At 49.7% G+C, this 17,217-nt stretch carries 11 protein-coding genes; 3 read left to right on the top strand and 8 right to left on the bottom strand.

Annotation, left to right across the window (positions count from 1 at the left end; all coding sequences use genetic code 11):
- The first annotated feature begins 23 nt into the window (after positions 1–23).
- Positions 24–2,759: a CHAT domain-containing protein gene (locus AC5JMP_RS19465; protein WP_495853149.1), complete on the top strand. Its 2,736-nt coding sequence runs from the start codon at positions 24–26 to the stop codon at positions 2,757–2,759.
- Here the strand turns inward: AC5JMP_RS19465 and AC5JMP_RS19460 are convergent.
- The 5 genes from AC5JMP_RS19460 to AC5JMP_RS19440 all read right to left on the bottom strand — a co-directional run bounded on the left by AC5JMP_RS19460 (position 2,756) and on the right by AC5JMP_RS19440 (position 10,634).
- On the bottom strand, positions 2,756–3,595 hold the full coding sequence (locus AC5JMP_RS19460) for a DUF928 domain-containing protein (RefSeq protein WP_495853148.1): 840 nt from the start codon (positions 3,593–3,595) through the stop codon (positions 2,756–2,758). The two genes, AC5JMP_RS19465 and AC5JMP_RS19460, sit on opposite strands and share 4 nt — an antisense overlap.
- The gene (locus tag AC5JMP_RS19455; RefSeq protein WP_495853147.1) at positions 3,585–5,177 is read right to left on the bottom strand and encodes a CHASE2 domain-containing protein; all 1,593 of its coding nucleotides are present in this window, start codon (positions 5,175–5,177) and stop codon (positions 3,585–3,587) included. The genes AC5JMP_RS19460 and AC5JMP_RS19455 overlap by 11 nt, the downstream gene beginning before the upstream one ends.
- A gap of 33 nt (positions 5,178–5,210) precedes the next feature.
- Positions 5,211–6,965: a hypothetical protein gene (locus AC5JMP_RS19450; RefSeq protein WP_495853146.1), complete on the bottom strand. Its 1,755-nt coding sequence runs from the start codon at positions 6,963–6,965 to the stop codon at positions 5,211–5,213.
- A gap of 77 nt (positions 6,966–7,042) precedes the next feature.
- Complete coding sequence (locus AC5JMP_RS19445; RefSeq protein ID WP_495853145.1) at positions 7,043–8,821, bottom strand: CSLREA domain-containing protein; 1,779 nt, start codon at positions 8,819–8,821, stop codon at positions 7,043–7,045.
- A gap of 76 nt (positions 8,822–8,897) precedes the next feature.
- Positions 8,898–10,634, bottom strand: a complete 1,737-nt coding sequence (locus AC5JMP_RS19440) for a hypothetical protein (protein WP_495853144.1) — start codon at positions 10,632–10,634, stop codon at positions 8,898–8,900.
- A 344-nt stretch (positions 10,635–10,978) separates the two neighbouring features.
- Between AC5JMP_RS19440 and AC5JMP_RS19435 the strand changes: the two genes are divergently transcribed.
- The gene (locus AC5JMP_RS19435) at positions 10,979–14,059 is read left to right on the top strand and encodes a two-partner secretion domain-containing protein (RefSeq protein ID WP_495853143.1); all 3,081 of its coding nucleotides are present in this window, start codon (positions 10,979–10,981) and stop codon (positions 14,057–14,059) included.
- A 483-nt stretch (positions 14,060–14,542) separates the two neighbouring features.
- Here the strand turns inward: AC5JMP_RS19435 and AC5JMP_RS19430 are convergent, their stop codons facing one another.
- Positions 14,543–15,142: a hypothetical protein gene (locus AC5JMP_RS19430; RefSeq protein ID WP_495853142.1), complete on the bottom strand. Its 600-nt coding sequence runs from the start codon at positions 15,140–15,142 to the stop codon at positions 14,543–14,545.
- Between the two features lie 135 nt (positions 15,143–15,277).
- Here AC5JMP_RS19430 and AC5JMP_RS19425 point away from each other — a divergent pair, with 135 nt between their 5' ends.
- A complete protein-coding gene (locus AC5JMP_RS19425) occupies positions 15,278–15,466 on the top strand; it encodes a hypothetical protein (RefSeq protein WP_495853141.1) in 189 nt (62 codons plus the stop codon).
- 34 nt (positions 15,467–15,500) lie between these two features.
- Here AC5JMP_RS19425 and AC5JMP_RS19420 read toward each other — a convergent pair whose 3' ends face one another.
- Together AC5JMP_RS19420 and AC5JMP_RS19415 are read right to left on the bottom strand one after the other, a co-directional pair.
- A complete protein-coding gene (locus AC5JMP_RS19420; RefSeq protein ID WP_495853140.1) occupies positions 15,501–16,310 on the bottom strand; it encodes a hypothetical protein in 810 nt (269 codons plus the stop codon).
- Between the two features lie 463 nt (positions 16,311–16,773).
- Positions 16,774–17,112: a hypothetical protein gene (locus AC5JMP_RS19415; RefSeq protein ID WP_495853139.1), complete on the bottom strand. Its 339-nt coding sequence runs from the start codon at positions 17,110–17,112 to the stop codon at positions 16,774–16,776.
- Positions 17,113–17,217: the final 105 nt, after the last annotated feature.

The raw sequence follows: 17,217 nt of genomic DNA, 5'->3' as shown, positions 1-17,217 counted from the left end.
CGCAGCATATTGCCCAACGGGAGATGAACCACACGCATCGATCTTTAATTCAATTTCTGGCGATTGCCGTTTTGGCAGTAGTTCTATGCATCGTAATATCTCCCGCAATCGCTCGAATCGCTTCTAGTCGTCCTCTTGTTCAACCCTTCACGGGAAATGCTGGGATGGAATCGGCTGCTCAGGAGGGAGAATATCTGAAGCAGTTGGAGCGAGTTACTCCGCCCAATTACCCTGTGTCGATTCTGGCACAAGCGCCATCTTTCAATGGGGAAATGCTTGTGCAGCAGGGAAAAGATCGCTTTGAGGAAAGGCAGTTTGCAGAAGCTGCTGCTCTTTTGCTTCGGGCGGTTCAGGCGTATGAGTTAGAGAATAATCGATTGGGGCAGGCGATCGCTTCTGGCAACCTTGCATTGACTTACCAGCGGCTAGGGCAGTGGGATGCGGCAGAACAAGCGATCGCCGATAGCTTGCGACAGCTTAATCAGGGTGAATCCGCAGACAGCGCCAATCGTTTATCTGTCCTGGCTCAGGTCTTGGAAACTCAGGGACAATTGCAATTTGCCCGCCGACAGACGGAGCAGGCTTGGCAAACCTGGGAACAAGCCGGGCAACTGTACCAGCAGCTTAAGGATATTTCTGGCGTGCTGCGGAGCCGCATCAATCAATCCCAGGCTTTGCAGAGCGAAGGACGCTATCAGCGGGCAATTGGCACGTTAATGGCACTGATGGACATACTCCGGCAGCAGCCAGATGATTTGACGAAGGCGTTAGGACTCCAAAGTTTGGGCGATGCGATGCGGGTGGCAGGTGGCTTAAAAGATTCTGCTCAGGTGCTGCAACAGAGTTTGGCGATCGCACAGGCATTGAAGCTACCAGATACGGTTGCTTCTGTCCAACTCAGCTTAGGAAACATGGCTCGAACCCAGCAAGACTCAGCAGCAGCACTGGCATTTTACCGACAGGTAGATCAGTTTCCTGTTTCGATCAACCTGCGGACTCAATCGCGACTCAATCAACTGAGCCTGTTGATTGATAACCAGCAGTGGGACGAGGCGACAGCTTTATCTGTCGGCATCCAGCCGCAGCTTGAAAACCTGTCACCTGGGGGCTTCTCGATCGATGCTCGAATCAACTTTGCCTACAGCTTAATTCGGCTGAAGCAATCTGTCCCCAATTTAAGAATTTCTGATCGGGATGTAGGTGAGATTTTAGCGCAAGCTAATGCTGAGGCAAATCGTCTCGGTGACCCGTTGGCTGAATCTTATGCCTTGGGCGCATTGGGGTATCTTTATGAAACCGATCGACAGTGGAAAACTGCGCAGGATTTAACCGCGCAAGCGCTGCAAAGATCCCAGATGCTCAACCAGCCTGAAGGGGCGTATCGCTGGCAGTGGCAGATGGGACGGTTGTTCCGGGCACAGGGGCTAGAAACTAAAGCGGTAGAGGCTTACGATACTGCTATCCAGACGTTGCGATCGCTGCGGCGCGATGTAGTGACGAGCAATATCAGTTTTCAGCTCAGTTTTCGGCAGCAGGCGGAGGAACCGCTGTATCGAGAGCTAATAGACTTATTACTTCAGTCGGGTACACCCAGCCAGAAGAATCTGGAGAAGGCGCGTCAGGTAATTACTTCTTTACAAGTAACTCAACTGGAAAACTTTCTGCAAGAACCTTGTGCGGATGCTACACCCAAACAGCTAGAAGATTTACTGGATCAGCAGGCTCCCACTACAGCGCTTTTCTACCCGATGATTTTGCCAGATCGTCTGGAAGTGATTTACAAATTGCCTCAAGAGAACAAGCTCCGCTACTATCGCACGCTTGTCCCTACGGCTAAGCTGCGGCAAACGATTCAACAGCTCCAGCTTGATCTGGAAGAAGAATATACGTTTGCCGCCGTAAAGACAGAGGCACTGCAGCTTTACAAATGGATTTTGCAGCCTGCGAGAGCAGTGCTAGAGCAAAAGGGCATTAAAACGCTGGTGTTTTCGCTAGACAGCTTGCTGCGAGGCGTACCGATGGCGGCACTTTATGACGGTAAACAATACTTGATGGAGAATTATGCGCTTGCCCTAGCGCCTGATCTGAGCTTGCCGAATCCGCAAACCTTGCAGTCTAAGCAACTGAAGGTTTTGGCGGTTGGGTTGACGAATCCTCCTCAGGGTAAAGATGCTCAAGGTGAAGATTTTGGGGTGAATTTTTCTCAGCTCAAAAATGTTAAGCAAGAGTTAGATGAAATTGCTGCGACTGGAATTTTAACGACTACGCTTCAAGATCAGGCATTTACTCGCGAGCGGTTCAATACGGTGATTAATCGTGCGAATTATCCGATCGTTCATCTGGCAACTCACGGACAGTTCAGCTCCGACCCGGAGGCTGCTTTTTTGCTGACTTCAGATGGTGATATCGCCATTAATGATCTAGATTCCCTGTTCCGAATTCGCAGCCAGATCCGAGCAGATACCATTGAACTGCTGGTGCTGAGTGCTTGCGAAACGGCGATTGGCGATGAACTAGCGGCATTAGGAATTGCTGGTGCGGCGTATCGGGCGGGGGCGCGTAGTGCAATCGCTTCTTTATGGACGCTAGATGATGCCTTTAGCGTCGAGTTTACGCGCCAGCTTTATCACCATCTGATGCAGCCAAACACGACGAAAGCGGAAGCGTTACAGCAGGCGCAGCAATTTCTCCTCAAAAATCCGCAGTATGAGCATCCTCGCTACTGGGCGACATATGTTTTGATTGGAAATTGGCTTTAGGGCGAAGGCAGCTTACAGCAGTTGACGATCGCGGCATCTTTCAAATCATCAGCGTTCAAATATTCCAGCAGCGCTATCCAATCTTCTTGGAGATTCGGATCGAGCAGGTCATTTTGACGTTCAGTTACTAAACTTGCGACCATATCGTACCAAATTCCATTCTCTGCGTAGATTCGGTACTTTTGTTTATTGTCAACTTGGGCAAGTGATGCTGACAACTCTGTGCTGGGTTCAACTCGTTGAATCCAGCCCCTTACACCCGGATTCCGAGAGGGTTTTTCAGCGCTACAGACGATCGACAAATACCAGTTGTAGGACTTACCGACTGCTAGTGGTTCAGGAAAACGCACCGCAACAATTCCTGGTGTTGCAGAGAGCGGCAGGATCAGAGGATAGTTTGGTATGAGCTGTTTTGCATCGTCGAGTAGGGAAAATTTAGCAGTTTTTACCTTATCTGCTGCGTACGGTATGTAAAACCATAGCATCGGGTTCGCTTCGATCGTTCTGCCCCAAACAAACTCGGTTGCAGCCACGGCATCTGATGAGGTGTTGCTTTGAGTAGGTATCAGCGCTTTTACAGAAACACCCAGAAATGCTGGACAGAGTGGACCTCTGCCTGCACCGCCGCCGCTGCGTCCAGTAGGAGCAGTTTTGCCAGAACCAGGATCGATCAAGGTTCGCACCCGTTCAATAATGTCCGTGAGGGGATTGGCGGCGGCTTCAGGCTGAAAGGGTAACCAGAGAGAAGTGACCAGGATCAGCGCAAGTGCCACGGTCAAAATCCGGCTTCGCAGTTTTCTCCAGACCGTAGGACAGGCTGTTTTTCTATGATTCATTAGCTTTCCCTCCAGACGGCTGCTCCATTTGCAGATTGCGCCCGCCCAAATTCCGCCGCAGCGTTAGCCCCCACATGCCCCCGCCACTGCCCACAAGCACAATCGCCGCAGGCAACAGTGGCAGCCAGCCATTCATCAAGAACAGGACAATACTGCTAATGTACAGCACTAGCGCGGCACTGCCGATGGCAATCAGCAACCGCTGGGGCGATCGCAATCCCCAGGCTAAACCGCTTCCTACAAAAGACCAGGCTAAAATCCACAGTAGCTCTGCCCACTGCGGCAGTACCCAAATGCCATAGCGCCCATTGCCTGAAGCGATATGCAGAATTTGGCTAATCATCTGAGCTTGTAGGTAAACGCCAGGTGTATTTGTCGTGAAGGGTGTTCTCCAAACGTCTTCACTGACGCCGCTAATGCTGCCAATGAGAATAATCCGATCTTTGAGCGCAGTAGCTGGAATTTGCCCTCGTAGCATCTGGGTTAGAGAGTAGGTGGGCGCGATCGGGTTGTTCGTTGGATGAGTGCGATAGTTCAGGAGCATTTGACAGCCTGCAATTGAATCATCCCCCTGGTAGCCGCCCGTATAAAACTGAAGGTTGGGAAGCGTCACTCCATTGCTGCTGCTGATACCAGTGCAGTGATTTTCTGGCGTGAAGGTAGCCTGGACGGAGAGCTGCTGCTTTTGCTGGAGATAGGAGGTGGCTAAGCGAAGATTGAAGGCGAGTTCGGCTTGACAGTTAGAACTGGCTTGAAAGCTTGGCTTTTCTCGAAAGGCTAGAAGCTGACGGCGCAAAACTCCGTCAGCATCTGCAATAAAATCACTAAAGCCAATGCGATCGCCCGGTACACCCGGTGGCGGATCGCCCCGATCTTCTCCTACTTTGAGATTCTGATCATCGACTTTGCAAACGGTAAATAAGTTGGATTGGGACTGAAATCGTTGGGCAAGAGCGCTTTCTTGCGGATTGAGAGGATCATCCCGGTATAGGTCAAGCCCAATTACTAGAGGCTTTGCTTGGTCGAGAATTTGCAACAGCCGCAGCAAAGAAGCATTTGAGAGAGAGGTTCCCCTTAAATCTTCATGCCGCAGTTTTTGTTCTGCCCTATCATCATCTGTAACTTCAATGATGACGAGGCGATCGTCTGTCCAGCTTTGAGAATTAGGGTCGGTTTGCAATCGGGTTTGCAGGAGGTGATCATAGGCGGCAAGTTCTAGATGTTGCAGCAGTCCGGCAAAGCGAATTAAGGCAACCGCTGCGGTCACACCTAGACTGGTAAAAATAGCTGTACGAGGCTTACATCGAACGAAGCGCTTCAAGGCAGGCAGTTGCGTTTGGATCGCTTCAATCAATGCCTGCTTGATTTCGTCACTCCACTCGACACGGTAGTTGTAGGTGCGATCGCCGATCTGCAACTCGCCGCCGCTAACTTGCCCAATGTTGATATGTTTGCTTAATTCCCGTAGGCTCTGAGCGTCTCCTTGACGCATTAAGTCTTGCAGAGCTGCTAAGTCTGCCTCGGTCTGTTGCCCTGCTTTAATGCGGTCTAAGATTGCGTCGAACGGATCAGAGGATGCCATAAAGTATCAAAGCGTCACATTATTCGCTACCCGTTACTGCAAGCTGCGTGTAAAGTCAGCTGCGGTAATTAGGTCAGCATCCACGTTTTTGAGAAACGCGAGCTGCTCTTTGCCTGCGCTGACCAGTGTACCTTTTCCACGCTGGAGAATATCGAGATCTTTGAACTTGAGTTTGCCAGCTAGCACCAGCTTGTCTTGCTTATCCTGAAAATCTTGGATCAAGTCACGCCCCAATCCCTGACCAAGCAAAAACTTATCTTTGCCTTTGCCGCCACTCAAGGTATCTTTGCCTTTGCCGCCATCGAGGAAATCATTGCCATCACCACCGATAATCCTATCGTTACCCCCTAATCCGAGGAGGCGATCGGCTCCAGGAGTGCCACTGATGTAGTCATTTTTCTCGGTGATTCGGCCGACTACACTTCCGCCAGGAGGCGAGGCGATCCCGCCAGGAGATGTAGTATTCTCGCCAGTTCCAACGGGTAGATTAGTTCCCTGGGGTGGGGCGACTATAGTTGGTGCTGCGATGAGCGTGTAAGAGCCAAAAATGTTCTCGTTGTCTTGTTCTAGCAGATTTGGATCATTATCAGAAGCATCATTACTGCTGAAAACAGATGTGTTTTTGACAATCTTTAACGTGCCACCACTTCTAACGTAGATTGCTCCGCCCTTACCTTTACCCACCTCGCCACTAACATCAAATGGTGTCCCCGGTGCATGGTAGACGTTGGTAATAACTCCATAACCACCTTGACCACCACGGGCAGAGTTCTCCTCAAACTTAACGTTGCTAAGAGTCAGAGAACCAAAATTATTGATGAAAATTGCTCCCCCTAAACCAGCGCCACCGCCACCGCCACTTGTTGGTCCCCCTACCGCTCGACTACCTGCCCCTGCTCGATCAAGAAAAACCCCGCTGCTTGAACCTGCTTTACCCCCCTTACCTCCCCAGTCGCCTGCGGAGCCATTACTGCCGCCACCACCGCCACCGAACCCACCATTGCCGCCACCACCGCCGCCACCGCTGAAATCGCCACCGTTACCACCTAATCCGTGCTTTGCTGCACTAGCAAAATCGGGTCTTAATAAATATCCTTCAGTGTTGCCACCCCCACCGCCGCCAGTACCGAGGGTTCCGGATTGACCGTTCGTAACAGCATAGTCATAGCCTGCTGGAACCGGATAAGCGGCGACTCTTTGCCCGCCAGATCCGCTGCTGCCTCCTAAAAGACTTTCAAGTCCGCTGCCTCCGCCCTGTCCACCACTCCCAGATCTACTATCACCGCCATTATCTCTAAAACCACCGCCACCACCACCGCCGAAATAAGCCTGCGCGTCTCCTCCTTTCCCGCCAATCGCTTGATTGCTAGAAAAAATCACGCTGTCGATCACTACACTTCCACTATTTACAAACAGCCCTCCCCCTGCCCCTGTACCGCCACCACCACCTATGCCACTGCCGCCATCTCCCCCTTTTGCATAACCATTAGCGATCGTCAACCCAGAAATTCCGACTGCGCCAGCATAAACAAAGAACACCCGATACTGGTGCTCACTACTGATGGTTAAGGTGTCTTTACTGGTTCCCTTAATGTCAATATTGCTGTTGATAATCGGCAGCGCACTCGTGAGCTTAATGGTTTGGGCTGTGCCACCAAAATCGAATGTGATGCTGTCATCTCCGGCAATCTGATTGGCAGCATCGATCGCCTCTCTGAGCGTAGTAATACCGTTGTTGAGATTACCATCGTTGACATCACTAACACTGTTTACAACGAAGGTAGTCATGTACGCTTTGTTCCTTTTTAGAGTTTCTTCTAGGTGTTGGATTTGAGAAAGTCGATCGCTTTGAGTCGTTGCGATCGCTAAGCTTTTGTGAAGTCTGCACCTGTGATCAAGTCAGCTTTCATGTTTTTGAGAAACGCTAACTCTTCATTCGCTGCACGAATCAGCGTATTTTTGCCACGCTGAAAGATGCCTAAATCTTTGAACTTCAAGCCGACCGCTAGCACGAGTTTATCTTGCTTATCCTGAAAGTCTTGAATTAAGTCACGCCCGAATCCCCGGCCGAGCAAGAACTTGTCTTTGCCTTTGCCGCCACTTAAAGTATCTTTGCCTTTACCGCCATCGAGAAAATCATTGCCATCACCGCCGCTCAACATGTCATTGCCGCCTAAACCAGTGAGGCGATCGGCTCCAGGAGTGCCGCTGATAAAGTCGCTTTTTTCGGTGGGCTGAACGACTGTACTTCCGCCAGTAGATGGATTAGTTCCTTGGGGTGGGGTGACATTCCCGCTAGTGCCAGCAGGCGGCTTGTCTCCTTGGGGGGGATTAACTACAGCGGGAGCAGCGATCAGAGTGTAAGAACCGAAGATATTTTCGTTATCTTGCTCTAACAAACCTGGATTATTATCAGAAGCATCATTGCCGCTAAAAGTATATGCATCTTTGACAATTTTTAACGTGCCACCGCTTCTAACGTAGATCGCGCCGCCCTTGCCTTTGCCAGATTCTCCAGGTGTTGGAATGTTTTGATATACCCCATTAACGTAGGTATCAGAAATTCCAATTCCGCCTTGTCCACCTTGGGTTGAATTATTGTTGAAGGTAATTCGATCCAAGCTGAGTAAGGCAGAAGTATTTACAAAGACAGCACCGCCTAAACCAGCACCGCCGCCGCCGCCACCAAAAGGACCACCTCGACTAATGCTACCAGCACCTGTGCGTCCCACAAGTGCACCCGTAGACCAACTAATTGATTTACTACCCCTACCACCCCACTCTCCACTAGCACCATCACCGGCACCACCACCGCCACCAAAACCTGCGTTTCCGCCGCCGCCGCCGCCGCCGCCGCCAAATTCGCTACTGCCTCCAAAGCCACCGTTCGGTGTCAAATCAGCATATCCACCGCCCCCGCCCCCTGCACCAAAGCCGCCGTCTAGTCCCAAAGTGGGTATTGGATCACGAGCGCCATCAACTGAGTTACCGCCTTTTCCTCCACTACCTATACTCCCTATGGCTCCACCTGTTCCGCCATTACCACCTTTTCTGTCATAGTAAGATGCTGCTCCAATTCCACCATCGCTGCCATCGCCAGTGAATCCGCCGCCGCCGCCGCCCCCGCCATTAGAGCTGCCGCCATTACCATACATGCCGCCGCCGCCGCCGCCGCCATAACCCCTCCCCTCACCACCATGACCGCCGATTGCCCGATTGCTCGTGAAGATTATATCTTTTAGGGCAACAGATCCTTCATGAATGAGCAGTCCACCGCCTAATCCTGCGCCGCCGCCGCCGCCTAAATCACCGCTACCGCCATCTCCCCCTTTCGCATATCCATTGGCGATCGTCAAATCAGAAATCCTAACCGTGCCAGCATAGACAAAAAATACCCGATACTGGTTCTCACCGCTGATTGTTAAAATCTCTTTGCTGATTCCCTTGACCTCAATATTGCTGTTGATAATCGGCAGCGCACTCGTGAGTTTAATCGTTTGGGCTGCGCCGCCGAAGTTGAAATTGATGGTGTCACCGCCTACCATCTGATTAGCAGCGTCAATTGCCTCTCTGAGCGTAGTAATGCCGTTACTGAGGTTGCCATCATTGACATCAGCCACGCTATTGACAACAAACGTAGCCATATTTCGTGTCTCCTTTGTGTGGAACTGCTCTTAAACAGACAGATTCATTTGCCGTTGCTTTGAGCTAAGGCAATCGCTAGGCTTTTGTAAAGTCTGCGGCTGTAATCAAATTAGCCTTTAGGTTGTTGAGAAATGCTAGCTCTTCTCTGTCTGCGCGAATTAGCGTACTTTTGCCACGCTGAAGAATGTTTAGGTCTTTGAATTTCAGTCCACCCGCTAACGCTAGCTTGTCCTGTTTATCTTTGAAGTCTTGAATCAGGTCACGCCCTAAGCCACGACCAATGACGAACTTGTCTTTGCCATTGCCGCCACTAAGGGTATCTTTACCTTTACCACCATTCAGAAGATCATTGCCATCTCCCCCTGTCAAGGTGTCGTTGCCGCCTAAACCGAGGAGGCGATCGGCTCCAAGAGTGCCACTGATGCGATCGTTTCCTTTAGTTGGAAGAACAATAGCTTGCCCGGTCTGCCCAGTTCCAGTTTGACCTGTTTGAGTCTGTCCAGTTCCGGTTTGACCCGTTTGGATCTGTCCAGTTTGAGTCTGCCCAGTTCCGGTTTGACCTGTTTGATTTGACTCCGGTTTTACAACTTGAGCCGAGATTAAGCTGTAAGAGCCGAAGATGTTTTCGTTATCTTGTTCTAATAGGTTGGCATCATTATCAGAAGCATCATTACCGCTAAAAGTATATGTGTCTTTAACTATCTTTAGCGTGCCGCCGCTTCTAACGTAGATCGCGCCACCTTTGCCTTTTCCCGCTTCACCACTTGTATTAAGCCTAGCTAAATTGTAACTAGCCAAGCCACTAGTGCTACCTCCCTGTCCTCCACGAGCAACATTTTGAGTTAATCGGCTATTGATGAGTGTGAACGACCCCAACGCATTGATAAAGATTGCACCGCCTAGACCAGCACCACCACCACCACTACTAAAAGGACCACCTTCCGATAGGCTACCTGCTCCTGAGCGCTCAGAGAAAACGCCACTAGATGAGCCTGCTTTTCCTCCTTTACCGCCCCAATCACCGCTTAAGCCATTACCACCCCCGCCACCACCCCCAAATCCGCCATTGCCGCCGCCGCCGCCGCCGCCAGCAAAGTCACCACCATTACCACCAAAACCATAACCAGAGTTGTAAGGAAGATCCCCACCCCCGCCGCCGCCGCCAGCGAAGTTACCATCTAAACCATTGGATAGTTGACGATTGTCATACCTAAATCCTCCTGATCCTCCTATTCCGCCGAGATTTTCTTGAAAAGCCTTAAATCCGCCACCTTTACCACCGTTCCTTTCATTGTTGTTATCCCCGTCATCAGCTAATCCACCTCCACCTCCACCTCCTTGATATACACCATTGAAATCGCCACCCTTGCCTCCAATTGCCTGATTGCTTGAAAAGGCAACATTGTTAGCGGTGACAGTGCCGCTGTTGATAAATAATCCACCGCCATTGCCACCGCCGCCGCCGCCGCCCGTAGAGCCATTGCCACCGTCTCCCCCTTTGGCATAGCCATTCACGATCACTAAATTCGAGAAGCTAACCGTACCGGCATTCACAAAAAAAACACGAAACTGATTCTCGCCGCTAATTGTGGCGTTGCCCATCGCACTGCTGCCATTGAAAGCGATGTTGCTATTGATTAGCGGTAATGCGCTCGTCAGCTTAATCGGAGTTGCAGATCCCACACTAAAATTAATCGTGTCTTCTCCAGCCATGTTGTTTGCTGCATTAATGGCCTCTCGCAGCGTCGTAACGCCATTATTAATATCGCGATCGTCAAAATCAGTTGCGCTGTTAACAGTGAAAATAGCCATGTTGAAACTCCTATACCCAAAATTCCTAGGAATTGTACTTTTCTAAACAATTCAGACAGATAATGGCTGTTATTGAGTCTTTGATGCAACTTAGGAATTAGAAGAACCACAAAACATCAATATTTTTTGCGCACAGCATGTTACTAACACTTAAGTAAGTACATATCTACTTTAAAGTAGGAAACGTCAAAAATGCTACCTGATTTCTTCAGAAACTACGTAAATTTTATACGAAGCTTCTATGAACCTTCAGAAGAAGAAAGGTTCATTCCGTGAATTCATTGAGTTATGCAGGTCATGCTGTAGATTCAGTATTTAAGTGCTTACACTTTGCTTAATAGTTTATGCATCGTTTCCCTCAATCACTCCTCGCCATCTTCATTTTGCTTTTGCCGCCATTAATTGTTCAATCAGCATTGGCTCAGATCGCGCCAGATGCAACTTGGGGAAATGAGCGATCGCGAGTTCGAGAGAACGCAGAATTAGGACTATCGGGTAGACGTGGAACGTTAATTCAAGGCGGAGCTACACGCGGCAGAAATTTGTTTCATGGGTTTTCATCCTTCAACGTTAGAGCTGGCGAACGAGTTTTTTTTGAGAATCCAGAGAATATTGACAATATCATTACCCGAATTACGGGCAACAGCCGCTCTACAATCGACGGACTCTTAGGCGTTGAACCCGGAGGAAACGCCAACCTATTTTTGATTAACCCCAAGGGTATCCAGTTTGGTGAAAATGCAGTACTGGAGCTAAACGGCTCCTTTATCACCAGCACCGCCGATCGGGTTCTGTTCCGAAACGGCATTACCTTTGCCACCCAGCCGCCACCTGCTACGCTTCTTACCATCAGCGCTCCAATCGGCTTACAATTTGGGGCGACTTCAGGCTCAATTACTATTCAAACTGGAAGCCTCAACGCCAACAGAGAACCGCTTGGCGGACTACAAGTCAAACCTAATCAAACTTTAGCGATCGTGGGTGGCAACATCCGCTTAAACAATGGACAACTCCTTGCACCAGATGGACATATCGAGCTAGGCAGTGTCTCCGCCTTTGGTACCGCCAACTTCTCTTTTAATCCATCTGGAATCAAGCTCAATTACCCTGGCGATCGATTTGGCGATATCCGGATCGCAGACCATTCCACAGTTCAAACCACCGGAGCCACTGGCAGCGGTGATCTTCAGGTGCAGGGACGCAGACTGTATCTCGCTGACGGCTCTCAGCTTTCGACTCAAATCAGTGGCTCCAACCCAGGTGGACGATTGACTGTCCATACGGCTGAATCTGTAGCGCTATTTGGTAGTAGCACTCCTGGCGATCGCCTGACTGGGCTGATCACAGACAGCCAATCGGGTAGAGCAGATGGGGGAAATGCAGGGGCAATCGATGTGGCAACTCAACATCTAGAGATTCGCAATGGAGCGCAGATTACATCTTTTACGTCTGGCGGCGGCGATAGCGGTAATATTCAGATTAATGCAACAGAGTCGATCCGGGCGATCGGTAGTCACGGCAGTCAACCCAGCGGTATTACAAGCGGTACTCGCAGCAGTTTTCAAAACAACGGAAATGCTGGACGTATTGATGTCACGACGCGGCAGTTGATATTGCAGAACGGCGCTCAGCTTTTTTCGATCACCTTCGGACAAAGCAATGCTGGACAAATTCGAGTATCTGCCTCTGACCTGATTCGGGTCAGAGGCACAGCGACTTTAAGCCCCAATAGCACTGCGCCGACTGGAATCCCCGCGATCCGGAACGAAAATGGACAAACGAGCCTCCTTAGCTTAATTTCCACTCAATCTCAAGGGGCAGGAAGGGGTGGAGCGCTGCATATCGACACTCGCCGATTAGTGTTGAGAGATGCCGGACAGATTGCTGCAACTGCTCTCAGCAGCGGAGATGCCGGGAGCATCAGGATTAATGCGGCTGAGTCTTTGGAAATTGGCGGACGCCGGTCGGCCGATCGCTTCTCTTCTAGCGGCATTTTTGCCCAGGTCGATTTTGGAGCTTCTGGGAATGGTGGCGCTCTGTCACTCACTACAGGACGACTCACCGTGCAAAATGGCGGTAGAGTCACTACAGGAACGATTCAGCGTAGCACTGGACGCGGCGGCGAGCTAACGGTGAATGCCTCATCAATCGACTTATCTGGCAGCAATGTTTTTAGGATTCCTCGGCAAACTCGACCCGATCGCGTCGCCAGTGCTTTATCAAGCGAAAGTTTAGGTTCGGGCTCAGCCGGCAAAGTGACGATTCACACAGACGAACTGCATCTTGGCAACGGCGCAGAAGTTTCTGTCCAGGCTACCAATGCGGGAAACCTGCAAATTCAGGCAGATCAGATTCGCGTAGGCGATCACAGCCGCATTACGGCTCAAACAAGTTCAGGGCAAGGTGGCAATATTCACATTGACGGAGCCGATACGGTGCAGTTGAATCGAGGAGAGATTAGTGCTCAAGCAGCAGTAGGCAATGGTGGCAATATTAATCTGACGGATATAGACAGGCTGCAACTAGATTCAAATAGCCAAATTACGGCTGCGACCGGAGGCGGTCGTGGCGGTAATGTCTCCCTTGATGTTGCTGCTCTCCATCTTAATCAACGCAATCAAATTACGGCTGCGACCACTGGTTCTGCAAACGGTGGACGGCTCTCCATCCAGGCAAGCGATCGCATTCTGCTAGGGCAGCAAAATCAGATCACAACTTCTGCCGGAAGCGAAGGGACAGGCGGCAGTGGCGGCAACATCACATTAGGAACCCAGTTCTTAATTGCTCGATCGCAAGGGAACAATGATATTACCGCTAATGCTTTCTCTGGCAGCGGCGGTCGGATTCATATCACTGCTCAAACCTTTTTGGGATTGGCAGCTCCCAGTCGAGCAGAGCTAACTACGCTGGAACCTAGTAATAGCCTGAGCAATGACATCACCGCCTTCTCGCAAGTTTCGCCTCAGCTCGATGGAGAGGTAACAATCAACACGCCTAACCTCGATCCCAGTCAAGGCGCAGTAGAATTACCTGCGGACATCATTGATGCCTCACGCTTAGTCGCCCAAGGTTGTGCAACTGGAAGAACTGTTGCTAGGGCACCAAGCCAGTTCATCGTCACCGGACGAGGTGGGTTATCTCCTAGCCCAATCGAATCTCTCGGTTCAAAGGCAACCACTGAACACTGGATCACATTATTGCCAACCCTTGAGCATGTAGAACATTCTAGACAAACAGAACATGCACTAGGTGTTGAAAACCGGGTACAGCAGGCTGTAAGACCTCATCAGGATGTGAACAGGATCACCGAAGCCCAAGGCTGGATTGTTGGCAAACAGGGAGAAATTGTTTTAGTCACAGAATCTCCTACAGATACTCTAGTCCCCAGTATGGGTTTGAGTTGCAATAGGTTACTAAACGAGTGACAAATTCTACCTGGGGTCGAGCCATCGGGTAGAGAAGACTCCTTTCAACGTTTAGGCTTGCTTTGTATTCCCTGTTGCTCTCACCTTTCAGTCATAAGAGTGCCACAAGAATTCAGCCATGCATGTTAAGAGTCGCCCCTTCACAGAAGCCTGCCTACGGTTTTCCTACACAAGCCTTTTCATTCGATCCTTTACCAAACCAGATTGAGTGAGACTAGGTAACTTGGCTTTGAGAGAGGGACCGGACTTGATAGCGTCAGAATGTCTCCCAGGTAAAGCTATGTCGCTGACTACGGCGATTCAACCATTTGAATCCCAAGCCCATTGTTATGAGTAGTTGCGCGGGACGCAACTACTCAAACTCAAAAACGCTGAAACCCTTGATACCTCGTTGTTGTGCCAGTTCGCTTAGCCCAGCGAGCTAGTCCAACGTTTTTGAAGCATTTTAAGCAAATGTCGAACAAACTGAGATTGACTTAATTCCTACCTGAAGTCCCGATCGCTAATCCTTGGCAAACTACAGGCTTCACCGTAATAGCAGTTGGCATGGTCGATCGCCTCAGCGCCAGTAACAAAGCCACGAGTTGAGAAAATTGGAATATCTTGATTGAAGAAGATCCTTAGATAGTAACCAGACTCAAAATCTCCCCTCCACAGCTCATAGCCCCACCTGTTTGTAAAGGTGTTAGTGCCTATCTTCTGCCCATCTTCTCGGATCTCATCTGTCAAGCCTTCACAGGCTTCGCCATCTCGATCGCCATCTAAACCTACCGGAGCGGTACTACGTACGTAATGCCATTGAGCTTCCCACCTGGTAGCAAAGTCATAACAGGTATCTCCCGCGATCGGCACTTCCAAAGCATTAACCTCATTGGGCAATTGCTCCAATGCTTGAGTAACAGCGCCAGCCCTCCCACTGCATAATCCATTCAAGTTGACCAGGCTGCCATCTTGATTTTGCATGTAGCAGTTTGGCTCATCCACAAAAGCTGAGCGTTGCACCAAAGGTAGGCTGAATGCTGGAAATTGCAATGCTGCACTGATAGAAAAGATTGACCAGACGATCGCGCTAATTTTTTTCATGTACTCAAATGAATGCCTCCTTCATCGATCGCTGCACTTAAACTTGCATCAGAGAGAAATCGGTGAAGAGGCAAACAAGCCTTGTGAATTATTAGCGAAATCAAGCCAGAAAAAGCCCGTTGATAACGGTAAGCTTTGAATGTAGGATTAGGGGATTACTCATACATTCGAGAGTCTGCGCGACAAAAAACCACCATTCCCAGCAGGTTGGAGCATGACTGCGTGAGGCGCGATCGCTTCTCAGATTTTGGGCATACTGCGGAAAGGCGATCGCTGCTTGGACAGTTACCTTTCAACTGCCTCAGCGTAAGCCAGAACGCCTAGTTGCTTCGCGGCGCAACTAGGCTCGTCAAATCATCTAAGCGTTGACCACAGGCTGATCATGGACGATCTTGCTATCACCATTAACAGCAAGTTTTTCTTGCAGTGCCGGACGCTCAAAACGCTCCAGAAATATGTCTACCATTCGTCGCTGTTCTTCAACATCGACCATATTAGCCAGCTGCTGGGCAAGCGGGTCGTTACTGATAGTAGCCAGCAACGAGGGATTCGTGCGGATGGCTTCAATGAATCTAGGCTCAACAGGTGATGTGATGGGAGGAACAATTCTCAGGTTTTTCGTGTTGAAGGTCACCTCAAAATTGGTGGGTAAGCTATATGCTAGTTGGTCATAATCGCCGAAGGTAGGTGGTGTATTACTACCTTGTGGGAAAAATGTTCCCCGTTGGGTTGGGCTAAACAGGAGTTCCAAAGTCTCAGGTGGATTTGGAAAGATGCTCGGCGGTGTCACACTTCTGATACTAGCGACAACCCGTCCCCGAATCTCTGTATTTCTTGCTTTGACAACATCCGGATTACGAACATCAGGTTGTAACAGGAATAAGCCAGTATCACTGGCAGGCAATTCAATATCAAAGCTGCTACGAAAAGGTACCTGGATAATTTCCTGGTTAGTCCCATTGACATCCCAGAAAGCAACAACGGGGCTAGATAACAATCCAGGGTCTGTGGCGCTAAAACCTAGCGTAAGCTTGACATCAAACAAGGAGGCATTTGAAATTGTCAGAAAATATCCCTGGATGATTGTTCGGTTCGGCGCGCTAGGGGAAGTTATAATTGGCTTTACCAGTAGCTCAAACGACGATACATTGGTGAAGAATGGATTCATGTTCAGGGCCTTAATGAAAGGAAGTTGTGGATTTTATCCCAAAGACTCGATCCATCCATTTCTAACTCTGCTATGCCCACGACAGACAGTACCCTATCGGGTAATTTTTATTTCTAGACTTTAGTATGCTTGTATCTAACAGTGCTTACCGCGTATTATCATAACTTCGGTGCTGAGTTGTACCCTGAATGACAAGCTCAAAAGTGGTGTATGGCAACTAGGACGGCGATCGCAGCCTTAGCCCTCAAAACATCCTGCTAACATCTATCTCACTGGTTTACCGACAGCGACCCCTAGACGCATTCATGGGGTGCAATTGGACAGATAGGGACAGTAAAAGCCCACCGCTGCCGATGGACTAGAGCATGATTACTGGTGCAATCTATGCCGATTTGAGCGGCAGTGCATAGGCTTCAGCTCAGGGATGAGGTCAATCGCCTTGAAGATATCTAACACAGGAATATCAGGGAGTGGGCTTAGAACGCTTCTCAGCTTCTCTTTCCGGATCAAAACCTTCAGTGATCTCTTCAACGTTTAATTTTTCGCCTAGGGTTTCCGGCTCATTTGCCTTACCCTTAAGGTTTGATGCTTTGCTTTGCCATTCCCGGCGCTGTTCTCTTGTCTCGCTGTCGTTTTCAGCAGAGATCGGTTTTGTAATACCCGGTATGCCAACTGTTTCGGTGGGAGCAGATTCCGCCAATACTGCTGTTTGCGTCATGCTGAGGAGCATGATTGCAGTGACTAATAGTGCAACAAGCCATTTGGTAACTACCTTAAGAAAATAAGACACATGGGTTGTCATAATATCTACCTTTTGAACATCGCAAGCGACGGGGAATAAATCAGATTTTGTCTAGTAGGTTGAGGCAGAAGTTAGTATACTAACAAGCCAAGTCGAACGAATGGA

The sequence above is a fragment of the Drouetiella sp. genome (genome assembly GCF_059504425.1).
This window is presented reverse-complemented; position numbering and strand designations above follow the sequence as displayed.

Coding starts and splice junctions, on each gene's coding strand:
- AC5JMP_RS19465 (WP_495853149.1), top strand. CDS start 24: ATGAACCACACGCATCGATCTTTAATTCAATTTCTGGCGATTGCCGTT.
- AC5JMP_RS19460 (WP_495853148.1), bottom strand. CDS start 3,595: ATGAATCATAGAAAAACAGCCTGTCCTACGGTCTGGAGAAAACTGCGA.
- AC5JMP_RS19455 (WP_495853147.1), bottom strand. CDS start 5,177: ATGGCATCCTCTGATCCGTTCGACGCAATCTTAGACCGCATTAAAGCA.
- AC5JMP_RS19450 (WP_495853146.1), bottom strand. CDS start 6,965: ATGACTACCTTCGTTGTAAACAGTGTTAGTGATGTCAACGATGGTAAT.
- AC5JMP_RS19445 (WP_495853145.1), bottom strand. CDS start 8,821: ATGGCTACGTTTGTTGTCAATAGCGTGGCTGATGTCAATGATGGCAAC.
- AC5JMP_RS19440 (WP_495853144.1), bottom strand. CDS start 10,634: ATGGCTATTTTCACTGTTAACAGCGCAACTGATTTTGACGATCGCGAT.
- AC5JMP_RS19435 (WP_495853143.1), top strand. CDS start 10,979: ATGCATCGTTTCCCTCAATCACTCCTCGCCATCTTCATTTTGCTTTTG.
- AC5JMP_RS19430 (WP_495853142.1), bottom strand. CDS start 15,142: ATGAAAAAAATTAGCGCGATCGTCTGGTCAATCTTTTCTATCAGTGCA.
- AC5JMP_RS19420 (WP_495853140.1), bottom strand. CDS start 16,310: ATGAATCCATTCTTCACCAATGTATCGTCGTTTGAGCTACTGGTAAAG.
- AC5JMP_RS19415 (WP_495853139.1), bottom strand. CDS start 17,112: ATGACAACCCATGTGTCTTATTTTCTTAAGGTAGTTACCAAATGGCTT.